This is a genomic window from Pseudomonas sp. PVC-3-1 (genome assembly GCF_057444315.1).
Genome location: NZ_CM172023.1, coordinates 5,556,438 through 5,571,954, shown reverse-complemented (window position 1 = coordinate 5,571,954; position 15,517 = coordinate 5,556,438). Strand labels below are relative to the sequence as shown.

Sequence of the window (15,517 nt, the reverse complement as noted above, 5' to 3'; positions counted from 1 at the left end):
AACCGGCCATTCTACCTGCCGTCTGGCGAGAGTAAACCGCGTGACCCCGTTCCCCTTTACAAGTCGAGCGGGAAAGTCTGGCGCTGTCTTTGCTGGGAAAATGCGAACCTTTTGCGTCTACAATGGCGGCTTTCGAGATTGACTGGAGGCAGCCCATGGAGGCTCTCGACGCGTTGCTCAACCGTGTGTCCCACGCTCGCCTGAGTGAGCCGGCACCGTCCGCCGAGCAACTGGATCGCATGTTCCGCAGCGCACTGCGTGCGCCGGATCACGGGCAACTGCGCCCCTGGCGTTTCCTCACCGTGGAAGGCGAGGCGCGCAAGGAACTGGGCGAGTTGTTTGCCCGTGCCGTGGCGGCCAATGAGCCGGACGGTAAGCCCGAGGCGTTGGACAAGGCCCGTGCCATGCCACTGCGCGCGCCGTTGCTGGTGGTGGCCGTGGCACGCCTGCAGGATCACCCCAAGGTGCCGGAGATCGAGCAATGGCTGGCGGCGGGCTGCGCCGCCCACGGGATCATCCAGGCAGCCTACGTCGAAGGATTGGGAGCGATGTGGCGCACCGGCGCCATGGCGTTCGATCCGCTGGTGCGCGAAGGCCTGGGCCTGGCCGAGAACGAGCGCATTGTCGGTTTCATCTACCTCGGCACGCCGGTCGGCGAGCTGCGCCGCCCGGCGCCGCTGGACCCGGCCGGGTTCGTCAGCGCCTGGAAGGGCTGAGCGGCAGTTCCAGGCGAACCTTCCAGCCGCCGTCGCGGGCACGCCAGAGCAGGTGCCCGCCCTGCCAGGCGGCCAGGCGCCGTGCCGCAGGCAGGGCTTCCGGCAGCCAGGCCCGCGCCTGCGGGTCGTAGCCTTGCAGATCCAGACGCAGCTCACCGCGTGCTGAGCTGAGCGACAGCTCCAGCGCAGCATACGGATGGCGCGCCAGCGCCCCTTCCAGCACCGCATCCAAGGCTTCGCCCAGCGCATCCGGCCAGCTTTCCAGTGGCCAGGTGCCGCTTTGCGGCAGGTTCAGGCGCAGGCCCGGCCAACGCTCGCGCCACTGCGCCGCGTGGCGTGCCAGTTCTACCGCCAGCACCAGGTACTGCGGGTCGTCGTAGGGTTCACTGCGCAGCAGGGCTGCCGGCGGCAGCGGCTGTTGCAGGGCGGGGATCGGGGTAGCGAAGGCGGGAAGGCTCATGGTTGCTCTCCGAAAGTGCGCTCGATTCAGGCGATCTGCCGGCGCAGCGGCAGGTCGATGCTGGCCAGGAAACCACCCTCGGGATGGTTGGCCAGGCGCAGTCGTCCGTGGTGGCGCTCGATGGCGCGCCGGGCGATGGCCAGGCCCAGACCATGGCCGGGGCTGCTCTGGTTCGGGGCGCGGAAGAAGGGTTCGCCCAGTTGCGCCAGGTGTTCCTCGCTGGCGCCGGGGCCGTGGTCGCGCACATTGATGTGCAGGCGCTCGCCATCGATCCATGCCTGCACGTCCAGCGGCTGGTCCGCCGGGTTGAAGCGCAGGGCATTGCGCAGCAGGTTGTCGAGGGCGCGTTCGAGCATGTCCGGCCAGCCGTCCAGGGCCAGCTGCGGGGCGATGTCGAGATGGATGTTCTGTTCGGGGTATAGCAGTTCCGCGTCGTTGCGCAGGCGCTCGAACAGCGGCAGCAGGTCGATGCGGCTGGTCGGGCCGGGTTCGGCGTCGAGGCGGGCGAGGGCGAGAATTTCACCGATCAATGCTTCCAGGCGGTCGCACTCCTGCTCCAGGCGAGGCCACATGGCGGCGCGCTGCTCGGGGCCGGCGCGTTCGGCCAGGGCCAGGGCAATACGCAGGCGCGCCAGCGGCGAGCGCAGTTCGTGGGACACATCGCGCAGCAACTGGCGCTGGCTGCCGATCAAGCCCTGGAGGCGGGCTCCCATGCGGTTGAAGTCGCGGGCCAGCACGCCCAGTTCGTCGCCACGGCGGGCGAGCCGGGCGAGGCTGTCCTGTTGATAACTGGTCTGGCCAAGGTCATGCACGGCGCGGCGCAGGCGGTTCAGCGGGCGAGTGATGGACAGGGTCAGCAGCAGGCTGAAGACGGTCAGCACCACCAGGGCAATGCCCAGCGCGCTGAGGGGCCAGAGCAGGCTGCTGCGGTGCCAGGCCTGCAGCGTCGGGTGCGGAATGCGGTAGATGAACAGGTAGGTCTGGTCGGTGCGACTGCTGGTGTATTCCTGGCTCAGTTGGCGCCAGGGGAAGCGCGGCATGTTCTCGCGGTCGAAGTTGTTGTCCCGCGGGCGCGGCGGGCGCGGCAAATAGGTGCCGTTGACCAGGCGCTGGCCAGTCTCGTCGAGCACCTGTACCGAGAGTTCGTATTGCTGCCGGCGACTTTCCAGCAGTTGCTGGGCGGCATCCGGGCCCTTGGTCTCGTAGAGCAGGGTCCATTGCTTGGCGATGTCGTGCAGCCCCGGATAGCGGGCGATGACCCAGGTGTCCTGGTTCAGGGCGCGGCCCAGCAGGATCGACAGTCCGGCCACCAGCAGGAGGGCGAGCCAGAAGGCGGCGAGTATCCGCCAGAAGAGTGAACGCATGGTCTTCCTGTTCAGCCGCATGGTCTATCCGTTGTCGGGGCTCACGGCAAGACGCCGGGAATAACCCGGCGTCTGCACATCGTGGAGCGATCAGTTGGTCTTGGCGCCGTCCTTCTGGGCCTTCCAGGTCTGGAATTCCGCCCATTCGGCCTTGCGCTGTTCACGCTGCTTCTTCAACTCGTCGAACTTCTTCTGCTGTTCGGGAGTGAGGATGCCGCGAACGCTGGCGTCGGTCTTGTCGTGGTTGGCCTTGAGCTCTTCCTGCATGGCCTTGCGGTCGGCTTCAGGCAGCTTGTTCCAGTATTTCTCGGTGATCGCGCGGCGATCCTTCATCGAGTCGCCCATCAGCTTGCCGATCTGCTGGCGCTGGTCCTGGGTCAGGTTCAGTTCGCGGAACGGGCCGCCGTGGTCGCCGCCACGCATACCGTGGCCATGGTCTTTCATGAACGGGGCCGGCGGCGGCGCGTCGGTCGGCGCGGGAGTGGCCGCCAGCGCGACGGTCGGCAGGGCGGCGGCGATCAGCAGGGCGGTCAGGGTCTTGCGCATGGTGTTTCTCCTTTCAGGGGCCGGTCGTTACCGGATGAGCCCAGTCTAGGGATGGCAAGGTCAAGGGCGGTCAGCCCCACGTAAAGCTTCGGTAAAGATTACGTGAAGCGCTGCTGGAAACTTTACGAAGCCCGGGCCAGAGCGGCCGGGCATGCCTCAGAGCGAGTAGAAGTAGCCGCGGCCGCGCAGGGCGAGGATGCGTGGACGGCCATCGGGGTGGCTGCCGAGCTTCTTGCGCAGGTTGCTGACATGCATGTCCAGGCTGCGGTCGTACAGCGTCAGCTTGCGGCCCAGCGCAAGCTGCGCCAGGGCCTGCTTGTCCAGTGGCTCGCCCGGCTGGCGCAGCAAGGCTTCGAGGATGCGGCTCTCGGAGAGGGTCAGGCTGATCTCGTCGCTGCCGATGCTGGCCACCCCGCGTGACAGGTTCAGCGCCAGGTCGCCCAGTTCCAGTTGCGCGGCGGGTTGCGCCGGGTGACTGCGACGCAGCACGGCGCGCAGGCGGGCGGTCAGTTCGCGTGGGTCGCAGGGCTTGGCCAGGTAGTCGTCGGCGCCCAGTTCCAGGCCGAGGATGCGGTCCAGCGGCTCGCCGCGGGCGGAGAGCATCAGCACCGGCAGGTCCGGGTGGTCGCTGCGCAGCGACTTGAGCAGTTCCAGGCCGCTGCCGTCGGGCAGCATGACGTCGAGCACGACCGCGTCCGGCGCGCGGCTGCCGAGGGCAGCGCGGGCCTGCGCGCCATCGTGGGCGGCGCGGATGCTGAAGCCTTCCTGGGTCAGCCAGGTGGTCAGCAGTTCGCAGAGTTCGATGTCATCGTCGATCAGCAGCAGTTCACTCATGAAGACGCTTCTTTCAATTGATCCATTCACGGCGCGAGCGGCGTCGGCCACGGCTGAGCATGCCCAGGATGAACGCCAGCAGCGCGGTGCCGGCCCCGGCGACATACCAGGTCTGCTGCTCGCTGAGCAGGCGCGGTGGCTGGTTGGCCTGGGCCTCGCGCAGTTGCAGTTTCAGGCGCTGGTTTTCCTGGGTCAGGCGGGCGATACGGGCTTCATCCTGGCTGTTGTCCGCTTCCCCGGCTTGCGCGGCCAGTTGCGTGGACAGCGTTTCGCGCTGCTGCTCGCTCTGGGCCAGCCGGCTTTCCAAGGCCTTGATGCGCTGGTCGGCGTCCAGCTGGACGTCGGCGTCGGCACTGGGGGCGTTGTCGGGGAGGGCGTCAGGCTGTGGATTGGACAGCGCAGGTGCGCCGGGTTCCGCAACGGGGTCTTCCGCCTGGGCGAGCAGGGGAAGGACAAGACAGAACAGCAGGGGCAGTCGATGCATCGCGACTCCTTGTTCGATGGCACAGTTCGATGGCACAGCGCCGACCTGAACAGGCGGCGGGTTCGGCTGCGCATCCCCGGCGTCCTTGCCTTGGGGCTGCAACGATGGTCGATCGTTACGGCAGGACTTTCTTGAACGGCTTGACCACGACGTCGGCGTAGACGCCGGCGGCGCGGTACGGGTCGGCATCGGCCCAGGCTTGCGCGGCGGTCAGCGACTCGAATTCGGCGACGATCAGGCTGCCGGTGAAGCCGGCTGCGCCCGGGTCGTTGCTGTCGATCGCCGGGTGCGGGCCGGCCAGTACCAGGCGGCCTTCTTCCTTCAGTTGCTCCAGGCGTGCGATGTGCGCCGGGCGGGCGGCCAGGCGGCGTTCTTGGGAAGCAGTGATATCACGGGCAATGATCGCGTAGAGCATGTCAGTCCTTGGGTTTTTCGCCGGTAGGCTCATCGTGCATGTGGCGGGCCAGGAACACGCCCTGGCCGATCAGGAACAGCAGAGTCATGCCCAGGCTGCCGAACACCTTGAAGTCCACCCAGATGCTCTGGAAGGTGAAGGCGACGAACAGCTGGACACAGCCGCAGATCAGGAAGAACAGCACCCAGGCGACGTTCAGCTTCGCCCAGAGGGAATCGGTCAGGTGCACCGCGTGGCCCATGATGCGCTGGATCAGCGGCTGGCCGCCGATGAAATGGCTGCCGGCGAAGGCCAGGGCGAAGAGCCAGTTCACCACCGGCGCCTTCCACTTGAGGAAGGTTTCGCTGTGGAAGGCCAGGGTCATGCCGCCGAACACCAGGCAGGCGGCCAGGGTGACCCACTGGCCCTTGTCCAGCTTGCGCTGCTTGATCAGCAAGGCGCCGTAGATCACCACGGAAGTGGCGATCAGCACGGCCGTGGCGCTGTAGATCCCGCCGACAGAGAAGGTCTGGCCGGCGAGTTCGACGTTGCGCGGGTCGAGCTTGTAGACGATGAAGAAGAGGATGAGGGGAATGAAATCGATGAATTGCTTCATTACGGCAGCCAGAGCCCAGTAGAGCCGGCATAATACCAACCTGCGGATGAACTGAAAGGGCCATCCGCCCAACGCTGCGTCAGATCATGGTTTCAAGCCGTTGCCGCGGGAGCGTTGGCACAGAAGCGTCTATACAGAAAGTTATCCCCTCGTCCCCAGGAAACCGCATGCGAGTCGACCTGCACTGCCACAGCACCGCGTCCGACGGACAGCTCAGCCCGACGGCCCTGGTCGAGCGTGCCCATGGGCGCGGCGTGCGTGTGCTGGCGCTGACCGACCACGACACCCTTGATGGCCTGCCCGAGGCACGCCGCGCCGCACAGGCGCTGGGCATGGAGCTGGTCGATGGGGTCGAGGTGTCCTGCACCTGGGGCGGGGCGACCATTCACGTGCTGGGTTATGGTTTCGATGTGACGGCCGAGCCGCTGGTCAAGGCGCTGGACGACCTGCACCGTGCCCGCTGGACCCGCGCCGAAGAGATCGGTCGGCGCCTGGATGCCAAGGGCATGCCCGGCGCCTTCGAGGGCGCGCGGGCGATCCAGGCCGAGCTGGGCGACAGCGAGAACGCGCCGGCGCGGCCGCACTTCGCCGAATTCCTGCTGCGCCAGGGCTACGTCAAGGACCGCGCCGAGGCTTTCCGCAAGTGGCTGGGCGCCGGCAAGCTGGGCGACGTCAAGCAGCACTGGCCGAGCCTCGCCGATGCCGTTGGCACGCTGCGCGCGGCGGGCGCCTGGATCAGCCTGGCGCACCCTTACCAGTACGATTTCACCCGTACCAAGCGGCGCAAGCTGGTGGCCGACTTCATCGCCGCCGGCGGCCATGCGCTGGAAGTCTGCAACGGCGCGCAGCCGGCCGAGCAGGTCGGCGTGCTGAGCATCCTCGCCCGCGAATTCGGCCTGATGGTCACCGCCGGCAGTGACTTCCACGGCCCCAGCGACTGGTCGGAGCTGGGCCTCTACCGGAGTGTGCCGGAGGACCTGCAGCCACTCTGGCCGCGCTTTGCCAGCGCCGAGAACGCCATCGGGATCAAGGAGACTCCATGAGCCAGTTCTTTCAGATCCACCCGGAAAATCCCCAGGCGCGCCTGATCAAGCAGGCGGTGGAGATCGTCCGGCAGGGGGGAGTGATCGCCTATCCCACCGACTCGTCCTATGCACTGGGTTGTCGCATCGGCGAAAAGTCCGCGGTGGAGCGTATCCGCCACATCCGCCGGCTGGACGACAAGCACAACTTCACCCTGGTCTGCCGCGACCTGTCGGAGCTCGGCCTCTACGCCAAGGTCGACACCGGCCTGTTCCGTCTGCTCAAGGCGCATACCCCTGGCCCCTACACCTTCATCCTCAACGCCACTCGCGAAGTGCCGCGCATGCTGCTGCACCCCAAGCGCCGCACCATCGGCCTGCGCGTGCCGGCCTGCCCGATCGCCCTGGCGCTGCTGGAAGAGCTGGGTGAGCCGCTGATGAGCGTCAGCCTGATCCTGCCCGGCCAGAGCGAGCCGCTGAACGATCCGTACGAGATGCGTGACCTGCTGGAGCATTCGGTGGACCTGATCATCGACGGCGGTTTCGGCGGCGGCGAGGCCTCTACCGTGATCGCCCTGACTGACGAAGACCCGGTGGTCGTGCGCGTCGGCTGTGGCGATCCGGAACCCTTCATGGTCAACGCCTGAGCGCGCCCGGCGTGCTGGCTATACTCCCTCGTTCCATCGCCGAACCCGCGAGGTTGACCGCTTGACCAGCGTCGAATCCCTGCGCCGTGTGCTGTCCGGCATGCGCCCCACCGGGCGCCTGCACCTGGGGCATTACCACGGCGTGCTGCAGAACTGGGTGAAACTGCAGCATGAGTACGAATGCTACTTCTCCATCGTCGACTGGCATGCCCTGACCACCGAGTACGATGAAACCGCCAGCATCCGCCAGCACGTGCGCGACATGGCCATCGACTGGCTGGCGGTGGGCGTCAGCCCCAGCGCCGCGACCCTGTTCATCCAGTCCCAGGTGCCCGAGCACGCCGAGTTGCACCTGCTGCTGTCGATGATCTGCCCGCTGTCGTGGCTGGAGCGCGTGCCGACCTACAAGGAGCTGCAGGAAAAACTGGTCCACAAGGACCTCTCCACCTTCGGCTTCCTCGGCTACCCGCTGCTGCAGGCCGCGGACATCCTGATCTACCGCGCGGGCCTGGTACCGGTGGGCTCCGACCAGTTCGCCCACGTGGAATTCACCCGTGAGATCGCCCGCCGCTTCAACCACCTGTACGGCGGCGAAGTGGACTTCGAAGACCGCGCCCAGACCGCCATCGCCCGCCTGGGCAAGAAGACCGGCAAGCTCTACAGCAGCCTGCGCCGCGCCTGGCAGGAACAGGGCGATGCCGAGGCCCTGGAAACCGCCCGCGCGCTGCTGATGGAGCAGCAGAACCTGACCCTGGGCGACCGCGATCGGCTGTTCGGCTACCTCGAAGGCACCAGTCGCGTGCTGCTGCCCGAGCCGCAGACCCTCACTAGCCATGCGTCGAAACTGCCGGGGCTGGACGGGCAGAAGATGTCCAAGTCGCACCACAACACCATCGCCCTGCGCGACAGTCCGACGGTGATCGAGGAAAAGATCGCGCGCATGCCCACCGACCCGGCGCGGGTACACCGCCATGATCCGGGCGAGCCGGAGCGTTGTCCGGTATGGCAGTGGCACCTGATCTACTCCGACGATGGTTGCCGCCAGTGGGTGCAGGAGGGCTGCCGCAGCGCCGGCATTGGCTGCCTGGACTGCAAACGGCCACTGATTGAGTCGATCCTCCAGGAACTGGCGCCGATCCAGGAGCGCGCGCTGGACTATGAGGACAACCCCGAGCTGGTACGTAGCATCCTCGCCGAAGGCGCCGAGCGCGCCCGCGAGGCGGCGCGGGAGACCTTGGTGGAAGTGCGGCATGCCATGGGGCTGTCGTACCGATAGGCACCGCATTGGCTTCTTGTAGGAGCGAGCTTGCTCGCGAACCCAGCTCTGCAGCGAGGCTTTGGTTCGCGAGCAAGCTCGCTCCTACAGAAGAGCCTTGCGTGCCGCGGGATGCGACACCGCCCATCCCTTGCGCCAAAACCCCCTCGCGCCGCCGGCAAAAGCAGGGATAATGCCGCCTTCGAACCCCAGTGTCTGACGAGTGGCCGATGAGTGACCTGACCGAGCCGGAAGCCCCCGCCGCCGCCCCTGAATACCAGGTGCCGGTGCAGTTGGCGCTCGTCTACGGCGAGGCTCTGACGGAGATGCCGCAGGACCTGTACATCCCGCCGGACGCCCTGGAGGTCTTCCTCGAGGCCTTCGAAGGCCCGCTCGACCTGCTGCTCTATCTGATCCGCAAGCAGAACATCAACATCCTCGACATCCCCGTGGCGGAGATCACCCGCCAGTACATGGGCTACGTCGAGCTGATGAAGTCGGTGCACCTGGAGCTGGCCGCCGAGTACCTGGTGATGGCCGCCATGCTCGCTGAGATCAAGTCGCGCATGCTGCTGCCGCGCTCGGCCGAGGCCGAGGAAGAAGAGGAGGACCCGCGCGCCGAGCTGATCCGTCGTCTGCAGGAGTACGAGCGCTTCAAGAAGGCCGCCGAGGACCTCGACGAACTGCCGCGCCTGGGCCGTGACTACGTGGTGCCCACCGTTGCCGCGCCTGATGCGCGGGCGCGCCGGCTGTTGCCGGAAGTGGACATGCAGGAACTGATGCTGTGCATGGCCGAGGTGCTGCGCCGCGCCGACCTGTTCGAAAGCCACCAGGTCACCCGTGAAATGCTCTCCACCCGCGAGCGCATGAGCGAAATCCTCGAGCGTCTGAAGGGGGAGGGCTTCGTGCCTTTCATCACGCTGTTCCGCGTTGAGGAAGGCAAGCTCGGCGTGGTGGTGACCTTCATGGCGGTGCTCGAGCTGGTCAAGGAACAGCTGGTGGAATTGGTGCAGAACGAAGCCTTCGCTCCGATCCATGTCCGTGCCCGCACCGAAGTGCAGGAAGGCGCCGCGCCCGTCGAGGAGGTGCTGGAGGAGGGCGACGAGGATGTCTTCGAGCCCCGCGAGGAGCCGCCGGCCGAGCTGACCTTCGAGGATGGCCGCTTCGACGAAGGCGTCGAGACGGACGCAGAGCCCGACGAAGAGCCGCTCTGATCCGCCAGCGTTGCCCTGGCGCCACGCTTTGAGTAGCTTTCCCGCCTGAACGACCAATCCTTACCATCTGACCCGAGCTTCCCGATGAACCTGTCCGACCCGCAAGAACTGGCGACATTGCTCGAAGGCATCCTCCTGGCTGCCGGCAAGCCCATGTCGCTGGAGCGCCTCGGCGAGCTGTTCGAGGAAGCCGAACGCCCCGAGCCGCAGCAGTTTCGCGATGCGCTGGCGATACTGAGCCTGTCCTGCTCCGGGCGCGCCTTCGAGCTCAAGGAAGTCGCCACCGGCTACCGCCTGCAGGTGCGCGAGAAGTTCGCCTCCTGGGTTGGCCGGCTCTGGGAGGAGCGCCCGCAGCGCTATTCCCGTGCGCTGCTGGAGACCCTGGCGCTGATCGCCTATCGCCAGCCCATCACCCGTGGCGAGATCGAGGAAATCCGTGGCGTCGCGGTGAACACCCAGATCGTCAAGACGCTGATGGAGCGCGAGTGGATCCGCATCGTCGGCTACCGCGAAGTCCCCGGCCGCCCGGCGATGCTTGCCACCACTCGCACCTTCCTCGATTACTTCAACCTGAAGAGCCTGGAGGAGCTGCCGCCGCTGGCCGAGCTGAAACTGATGGAGCCCGAACCGCAGCCGGTCCTTGAGGACATGGCGCCGGTGGCCAGCCTGCCGAGTCCCGAGGAGTACGACGAGGACTACATTCCGCCGTCCTTGCAGGCCCTCGCCGACCAGGCCGTGCGGGATGCTGGCGAGGAGCCGGAGCCCGCGCCGCCGGAGGAGCCGAAGGAGGAAACCAGCTTCCGCAGCCTGCTCGCCGAGCTGGACGAGATGGAGCAGGGCCTGAAGACCGACTTCGACGACCTGATCGACCGCCCGCCGAGCGACGACGAGGACACCGGTGTGGATGCCGACTTCAGTGGCGTCCACGGCCTGCCCGAAGTTGCGTCCGACGCCGAGGCTGCGAGTGCCGTCGAACCCGATGCGTCGGCCGAGCCCGCTGCGCAGCCTGAAGCGGCGCCCCAGCCGCCGGCTTCCGCGCCGGAAGAAGAGTGGGACGAGGAGCGCGCGCTGCGTGAAGCCATGCGCGAGGAAATGGAATTCAACCGGCTCAATCGCGACCATTGAGACCCGTCCAACGGCGTTTTCCAGCCGTTCGGTGATTGACTTCCGCCTTCGGCGCGACGACCTTATGTGCCGCGTTCGAAAGGCGCTGGCGACTACACCCGGGGGAGTTGCCGGAATCCCACCTGTTCGATGCCCCTCTAACAACATTCCACAGTGGCCCGGCGCTTCGCGCAGGCTGCTGAGTACCCATATGAAAAGAACTCCAATCAGCCGTATCTGCTGGCTCGGCCTCCTGCTGGGTTTGAGCAGTGCTTCGCTTTCCGCCGCCGAATCTGCTGTCGTAGCGCCCGCCGTGCCATTGGCCGGCCAGTCCAAGGACGCCTTCATCGACAGCCTGATGCAGCGCATGACGCTGGAAGAGAAGATCGGCCAGTTGCGCCTGGTCAGCGTCGGGCCGGACCATCCCAAGCCGGTACTGCTGAAGGAAATCGCCGAAGGCACCACCGGCGCGGTATTCAACACCGTCGTCCGTCCGGGCATCCGCGACCTGCAGGACGCGGCCATGAAGAGTCGCCTGAAGATCCCGCTGTTCTTCGCCTATGACGTGGTCCACGGCCATCGCACCGTATTCCCCATCGGCCTGGGCCTGGCGGCGAGCTGGGACATGGCGTCGATCGAGCGCAGCGCCCGTGTCGCGGCCATCGAGGCCAGCGCCGACGGCCTCAACCTGACGTATTCGCCCACCGTCGACATCGCCCGCGATCCGCGCTGGGGCCGTGTCTCCGAAGGCTTCGGCGAAGACGCCTGGCTGACCAGCAAGGTCGCCGCCGCGGTGGTCAAGGGCTACCAGGGCAAGGGCCTGAACCAGCCGGAAACCATCATGGCCGGGGTCAAGCACTTCGCCCTGTACGGCGCCGGCGAAGGCGGCCGCGACTACAACACCGTGGACATGAGCCCGCAGCGCATGTTCCAGGACTACCTGCCGCCGTACCGCGCCGCCATCGACGCCGGCGCCGGCGCGGTGATGGTCTCGCTGAACAGCATCAACGGCGTTCCGGCCACCGCCAACAAATGGCTGCTGCAGGACCTGCTGCGCAAGCAGTGGGGCTACAAGGGCCTGACCCTGAGCGACCACGGCGCGGTGCTGGAGCTGATCAAGCACGGCGTGGCCGCCACCGAGCGTGATGCCACCCAGGCGGCGATCAATGCTGGCGTCGAAATGAACATGAACGACGATCTCTACGGCAAGCACATGCCCGAGCTGCTCAAGGCCGGGCTGATCAGTCAGGACGAGATCGACCGCGCTTGCCGCGACGTGCTCGCCGCCAAGTGGGATATGGGCCTGTTCCAGGACCCGTACCGCTACCTCCAGGGCAAGGACCCGGTCGACACCGATGCCGAGGAGCGCCTGCATCGCGCCGACGCCCGCGAGATCGCCCGCAAGGGTATGGTCCTGCTGAAGAACGAAGGCGGCGTGCTGCCGCTCAAGCGCGACGGCGTGATCGCCCTGATCGGCCCGCTGGCCGACAGCAAGCGCGACGTGATGGGTAGCTGGTCCGCCGCCGGCAAGGCGTTCCAGGCCGTGACCGTGCTCGAAGGCATGGGCGCCGCCACCCGTGGCCACGCTGCGCTGCTCTACGCCAAGGGCGCCAACGTCACCGACGATCCGGAAATCGTCAAATACCTCAACGAGTACAGCGAAGACGTGAAGGTCGACTCGCGCAGCCCGAAAGCCATGATCGACGAAGCCGTCGAGAAGGCGAAACAGGCTGATGTGGTGGTGGCCGTGGTCGGCGAATCCCAGGGCATGGCCCACGAGGCGTCGAGCAAGACCAACCTGCACATCGCGCAGAGCCAGATCGAGCTGCTCAAGGCCCTCAAGGCCACCGGCAAGCCGCTGGTGCTGGTGCTGATGAATGGCCGTCCGATGGACCTGCGCTGGGAAAGCGCCAACGCCGATGCGGTGCTGGAAACCTGGTTCAGCGGCACCGAGGGCGGCAACGCCATCGCCGACGTGCTGTTCGGCGACTACAACCCGTCGGGCAAGCTGACCATGACCTTCCCGCGCTCGGTGGGCCAGGTGCCGATCTACTACAACCACCTGAACACCGGCCGCCCGTTCGATCACGAGCACCCGAACAAGTACACCTCGCGCTACTTCGATTCGGAGAACGGCCCGCTGTACCCGTTCGGCTACGGCCTGAGCTACACCGACTTCAGCGTCTCCGACGTGAAGCTGTCGGGCAGCAAGTTGAAGAAGGGTGACCAGCTGACCGCCAGCGTGACCGTGAAGAACACCGGCAAGGTCGCCGGCGAAACCACCGTGCAGCTCTACCTGCGCGACGTCGCCGCCTCCATCAGCCGTCCGGTCAAGGAGCTCAAGGGCTTCGAGAAGATCCTGCTGCAGCCGGGCGAGTCGAAGGTCGTGCAGTTCCCGATCCGCGAGGAAGACCTGCGCTTCTACGACAGCCAGTTGCGTTACGCCTCGGAGCCGGGCGAGTTCAAGGTCTACGTTGGCCTGGATTCGGACAACGTGAAGGAGCAGAGCTTCACGCTGCTCTAAGCGCTAACCGCTGCTGCAAACCAAACGCCACGGCTGGTTCAGCCGTGGCGTTTTTCTTTCAGGCGGCTTTTGCCATGCTGCGGGCGCGAAGGCCGATCAGCCAGCGCACTGCGCCTTGCACCAGTAGCGCCAGCAACGCCGCTTCGGCGAAGCTCCACAGGACGTCGTTATCCGGCAAGCACAGGGCCAGCCACAGGCAAAAGGCCGCGAAGGCCGGGCGTCCGGTGACCATGCCGCGCAGCAGGGCGATGACGAAGCCCGCGCCGTGCAGCCGCTGCGACGACACGCAGAGCACGATGGAGAGCAGCGGGAATACCGCCAGCAGTCCGCTCCAGCTCGGTCCTGCCCAACCGGCGAGGGCGGTGACAGACAACGTCAGCAGCGCACCGGCGAGCATGCGCAGGCCCAGTTCGACGCGGCCCAGTGGAGCGATGGCGGCGCTGAGCTCGGCACGGGGCATGAACAGCTGGCTGGTCAACGCGCCCACGGCCGCAGCGAGCAATGCCCATACGGGCGAGACGGGCAGTTGGGTCAGTGCCCAGCCGGCCACCAGCCAGGCGAGCATGGCGCCGGTCAACGCGAGCGGCCATCTTTGGCGCCGACAGATCCAGGCATAGGCTAAGTTGAACGCCTCGGCGGCGAAGATCGCGGCCAGCGCGAGCAGCGCGGCCTGGGCGCCGAACTGGCGGCCATGTTCCACGGTGATCAGGTAGAGAATGGGGCCGGCGATGGCGGGCAAGGCGGCGAGACAGCCGGCCACGGCCGGGCCCCACCAGCGCCCGGAGAGGGACACCAGCAGCAGGAACAGCGGAACCAGGGTGAGCTTGAGGGCGAGCATCAGCGAGGCCGGAAAGCGTGGAGGGCGGATTCTAGCAAGGCAGGCGTCCTTCGATTGCTGGCGTCGATCGCTCCGATGGGGAATTCGAGTTGGACCTTGGCACCGCGCGGGTGTCCATTAGCAGAGGCCCACTGACATTCATCCAGCCGAAACCATGAGGAAGTCCGTGAAGAGTCCGTGCATCAAGGTCTGCGAGTTCGAAGAAGGTATCTGCCTGGGCTGTGGCCGCAGCCGTGAGGAAATCAAGGCGTGGAAGCGCGTCGATCATCTCGGCCAGGAGGCGATCCGGGCCGAGGCCGATATGCGTCTGCTGGTGCTGCAGGCGCAGGGGAAAAGGCGGTATCGCTGAGTGAAAGGCTGTTCGCGAGCAAGCTCGCTCCTACGAAGAGCCGGAACTCCAGACCTGTAGGAGCGAGCTTGCTCGCGAACCTCGCTTCACCCCCGCGCCGCAACCATCGCCCGCGCCGTATCCAGCATGCGGTTGGAGAACCCCCATTCGTTGTCGTACCAGGCCATCACCTTCACCAGCCGGCCGTTCACCCGTGTATGGCTGGCGTCGAAGATGGCCGAGCGCGGATCGTGGTTGAAATCCACCGACACCAGCGGTTGGCGGTTGAAACCGAGGATCGCCGAGGTTTCGCTGGCCCGCTCCATCAGCGCGTTAACCTCTTGCGCACTGGTATCGCGGGCGACCTGCAGCGTGAGGTCCACCAGCGACACGTTGATCACCGGCACCCGCACCGCCAGGCCGGTCAGTTTGCCGGCCAGCTCCGGCAGCACCAGGCCCACCGCCTCGGCGGCACCGGTCTTCGTGGGGATCATCGACTGGGTCGCCGAACGTGCCCGGTATGGGTCGCTGTGGTAGACGTCGGAGAGGTTCTGGTCGTTGGTGTAGGCGTGGATGGTGGTCATCAGCCCATGCTCGATGCCCAGTTCGCGGTACAGCACCTGGGCCACGGGCGCCAGGCAGTTGGTAGTGCAGGAAGCGTTGGAGACGATCTGGTGTTCCGCGCGCAGAATCCCTTCGTTGACGCCGAACACCACCGTGGCATCCGCGTCCTGGCCGGGGGCCGAGATCAGTACCTGGCGCGCGCCGGCCTGCAGGTGTGCGGCGGCCTTGTCGCGGGAGGTGAAGAGGCCGGTGCACTCCAGCACGATGTCCACGCCCAGCGCTTTCCACGGCAAATCCGCCGGGTTGCGGATGGCCGTGACGGCAATCATGTCGCCTTCTACTCTGAGGCTTTCGGCGTCATGCTCGACCTGACCGGGAAAGCGCCCGTGGACGCTGTCGTATTGCAGCAGGTGGGCGTTGATCGTGGCGTCACCGAGGTCATTGATCGCCACGACTTGCAGGTGCTGGCGATAGTGCCCCGCATAGAGCGCGCGGAGCACGTTCCGACCGATGCGGCCAAATCCGTTGATTGCCAGGCGTATAGTCATGAAGGTCGTCTCTTTTCTTTTGTTGTGGTAAAAACCATTAAATTTCGCCATCGACGAAA

General features: G+C 66.4%; 17 protein-coding genes. 8 read left to right on the top strand and 9 right to left on the bottom strand.

The features are described 5' to 3' along the window. The first annotated feature begins 155 nt into the window (after nucleotides 1-155). A complete protein-coding gene (locus AC2T4A_RS25580) occupies nucleotides 156-716 on the top strand; it encodes a nitroreductase family protein (RefSeq protein ID WP_416751982.1) in 561 nt (186 codons plus the stop codon). Here the strand turns inward: AC2T4A_RS25580 and AC2T4A_RS25575 are convergent. From AC2T4A_RS25575 to AC2T4A_RS25545, 7 genes are all read right to left on the bottom strand, one after another. After that, nucleotides 697-1,176, bottom strand: a complete 480-nt coding sequence (locus tag AC2T4A_RS25575; RefSeq protein WP_416751984.1) for a hypothetical protein — start codon at nucleotides 1,174-1,176, stop codon at nucleotides 697-699. The two genes, AC2T4A_RS25580 and AC2T4A_RS25575, sit on opposite strands and share 20 nt — an antisense overlap. A 26-nt stretch (nucleotides 1,177-1,202) precedes the next feature. Beyond that, nucleotides 1,203-2,540 (bottom strand): sensor histidine kinase, encoded by a 1,338-nt coding sequence (locus AC2T4A_RS25570; RefSeq protein ID WP_478379521.1) that lies wholly within the window; start codon nucleotides 2,538-2,540, stop codon nucleotides 1,203-1,205. A 90-nt stretch (nucleotides 2,541-2,630) separates the two neighbouring features. Continuing rightward, complete coding sequence (locus tag AC2T4A_RS25565) at nucleotides 2,631-3,086, bottom strand: Spy/CpxP family protein refolding chaperone (protein WP_486742098.1); 456 nt, start codon at nucleotides 3,084-3,086, stop codon at nucleotides 2,631-2,633. Between the two features lie 156 nt (nucleotides 3,087-3,242). Then, nucleotides 3,243-3,920 (bottom strand): response regulator transcription factor, encoded by a 678-nt coding sequence (locus AC2T4A_RS25560; RefSeq protein ID WP_416751990.1) that lies wholly within the window; start codon nucleotides 3,918-3,920, stop codon nucleotides 3,243-3,245. 13 nt (nucleotides 3,921-3,933) lie between these two features. Further along, nucleotides 3,934-4,404, bottom strand: coding sequence for an SH3 domain-containing protein (locus AC2T4A_RS25555; protein WP_486742097.1), 471 nt, complete (start codon nucleotides 4,402-4,404; stop codon nucleotides 3,934-3,936). Nucleotides 4,405-4,519: 115 nt separating this feature from the next. Then, nucleotides 4,520-4,819, bottom strand: a complete 300-nt coding sequence (locus AC2T4A_RS25550; protein WP_416751994.1) for a YciI family protein — start codon at nucleotides 4,817-4,819, stop codon at nucleotides 4,520-4,522. Nucleotide 4,820: 1 nt separating this feature from the next. Continuing rightward, nucleotides 4,821-5,414, bottom strand: a complete 594-nt coding sequence (locus AC2T4A_RS25545; RefSeq protein WP_416751996.1) for a septation protein A — start codon at nucleotides 5,412-5,414, stop codon at nucleotides 4,821-4,823. A 167-nt stretch (nucleotides 5,415-5,581) separates the two neighbouring features. On the opposite strand from AC2T4A_RS25545, the gene AC2T4A_RS25540 reads away from it, so the two are divergent. The 6 genes from AC2T4A_RS25540 to bglX all read left to right on the top strand — a co-directional run bounded on the left by AC2T4A_RS25540 (nucleotide 5,582) and on the right by bglX (nucleotide 13,180). Next, the gene (locus AC2T4A_RS25540; RefSeq protein ID WP_486742096.1) at nucleotides 5,582-6,457 is read left to right on the top strand and encodes a PHP domain-containing protein; all 876 of its coding nucleotides are present in this window, start codon (nucleotides 5,582-5,584) and stop codon (nucleotides 6,455-6,457) included. After that, nucleotides 6,454-7,083 carry an L-threonylcarbamoyladenylate synthase gene (locus AC2T4A_RS25535; protein WP_259753891.1) on the top strand — a complete coding sequence of 210 codons (630 nt, stop codon included), beginning with the start codon at nucleotides 6,454-6,456 and terminating at the stop codon, nucleotides 7,081-7,083. The genes AC2T4A_RS25540 and AC2T4A_RS25535 overlap by 4 nt, the downstream gene beginning before the upstream one ends. A 100-nt stretch (nucleotides 7,084-7,183) precedes the next feature. After that, nucleotides 7,184-8,359, top strand: coding sequence for a tryptophan--tRNA ligase (locus AC2T4A_RS25530; RefSeq protein WP_486743731.1), 1,176 nt, complete (start codon nucleotides 7,184-7,186; stop codon nucleotides 8,357-8,359). A gap of 209 nt (nucleotides 8,360-8,568) precedes the next feature. After that, a complete protein-coding gene (locus AC2T4A_RS25525) occupies nucleotides 8,569-9,552 on the top strand; it encodes a segregation and condensation protein A (RefSeq protein ID WP_486742095.1) in 984 nt (327 codons plus the stop codon). 84 nt (nucleotides 9,553-9,636) lie between these two features. Then, on the top strand, nucleotides 9,637-10,677 hold the full coding sequence (gene scpB, locus AC2T4A_RS25520) for an SMC-Scp complex subunit ScpB (protein WP_486742094.1): 1,041 nt from the start codon (nucleotides 9,637-9,639) through the stop codon (nucleotides 10,675-10,677). Nucleotides 10,678-10,882: 205 nt separating this feature from the next. Then, the gene (gene bglX, locus AC2T4A_RS25515; RefSeq protein WP_486743730.1) at nucleotides 10,883-13,180 is read left to right on the top strand and encodes a beta-glucosidase BglX; all 2,298 of its coding nucleotides are present in this window, start codon (nucleotides 10,883-10,885) and stop codon (nucleotides 13,178-13,180) included. A 58-nt stretch (nucleotides 13,181-13,238) separates the two neighbouring features. Here bglX and AC2T4A_RS25510 read toward each other — a convergent pair whose 3' ends face one another. Continuing rightward, the gene (locus AC2T4A_RS25510) at nucleotides 13,239-14,018 is read right to left on the bottom strand and encodes a hypothetical protein (protein WP_486742093.1); all 780 of its coding nucleotides are present in this window, start codon (nucleotides 14,016-14,018) and stop codon (nucleotides 13,239-13,241) included. 166 nt (nucleotides 14,019-14,184) lie between these two features. On the opposite strand from AC2T4A_RS25510, the gene AC2T4A_RS25505 reads away from it, so the two are divergent. Continuing rightward, on the top strand, nucleotides 14,185-14,367 hold the full coding sequence (locus AC2T4A_RS25505; protein ID WP_416752007.1) for a DUF1289 domain-containing protein: 183 nt from the start codon (nucleotides 14,185-14,187) through the stop codon (nucleotides 14,365-14,367). An 86-nt stretch (nucleotides 14,368-14,453) separates the two neighbouring features. Here AC2T4A_RS25505 and gap read toward each other — a convergent pair whose 3' ends face one another. Beyond that, nucleotides 14,454-15,458 carry a type I glyceraldehyde-3-phosphate dehydrogenase gene (gene gap, locus AC2T4A_RS25500; RefSeq protein WP_478379527.1) on the bottom strand — a complete coding sequence of 335 codons (1,005 nt, stop codon included), beginning with the start codon at nucleotides 15,456-15,458 and terminating at the stop codon, nucleotides 14,454-14,456. Nucleotides 15,459-15,517: the final 59 nt, after the last annotated feature.

Bases quoted from the DNA above. Each gene is read 5' to 3' on its own strand.
- AC2T4A_RS25555 (WP_486742097.1), bottom strand. From the start codon at position 4,404: ATGCATCGACTGCCCCTGCTGTTCTGTCTTGTCCTTCCCCTGCTCGCC.
- AC2T4A_RS25580 (WP_416751982.1), top strand. From the start codon at position 156: ATGGAGGCTCTCGACGCGTTGCTCAACCGTGTGTCCCACGCTCGCCTG.
- gap (WP_478379527.1), bottom strand. From the start codon at position 15,458: ATGACTATACGCCTGGCAATCAACGGATTTGGCCGCATCGGTCGGAAC.
- AC2T4A_RS25575 (WP_416751984.1), bottom strand. From the start codon at position 1,176: ATGAGCCTTCCCGCCTTCGCTACCCCGATCCCCGCCCTGCAACAGCCG.
- AC2T4A_RS25565 (WP_486742098.1), bottom strand. From the start codon at position 3,086: ATGCGCAAGACCCTGACCGCCCTGCTGATCGCCGCCGCCCTGCCGACC.
- AC2T4A_RS25545 (WP_416751996.1), bottom strand. From the start codon at position 5,414: ATGAAGCAATTCATCGATTTCATTCCCCTCATCCTCTTCTTCATCGTC.
- AC2T4A_RS25525 (WP_486742095.1), top strand. From the start codon at position 8,569: ATGAGTGACCTGACCGAGCCGGAAGCCCCCGCCGCCGCCCCTGAATAC.
- AC2T4A_RS25540 (WP_486742096.1), top strand. From the start codon at position 5,582: ATGCGAGTCGACCTGCACTGCCACAGCACCGCGTCCGACGGACAGCTC.
- scpB (WP_486742094.1), top strand. From the start codon at position 9,637: ATGAACCTGTCCGACCCGCAAGAACTGGCGACATTGCTCGAAGGCATC.
- AC2T4A_RS25535 (WP_259753891.1), top strand. From the start codon at position 6,454: ATGAGCCAGTTCTTTCAGATCCACCCGGAAAATCCCCAGGCGCGCCTG.
- AC2T4A_RS25570 (WP_478379521.1), bottom strand. From the start codon at position 2,540: ATGCGTTCACTCTTCTGGCGGATACTCGCCGCCTTCTGGCTCGCCCTC.
- AC2T4A_RS25530 (WP_486743731.1), top strand. From the start codon at position 7,184: ATGCGCCCCACCGGGCGCCTGCACCTGGGGCATTACCACGGCGTGCTG.
- AC2T4A_RS25550 (WP_416751994.1), bottom strand. From the start codon at position 4,819: ATGCTCTACGCGATCATTGCCCGTGATATCACTGCTTCCCAAGAACGC.
- AC2T4A_RS25560 (WP_416751990.1), bottom strand. From the start codon at position 3,920: ATGAGTGAACTGCTGCTGATCGACGATGACATCGAACTCTGCGAACTG.
- AC2T4A_RS25510 (WP_486742093.1), bottom strand. From the start codon at position 14,018: ATGCTCGCCCTCAAGCTCACCCTGGTTCCGCTGTTCCTGCTGCTGGTG.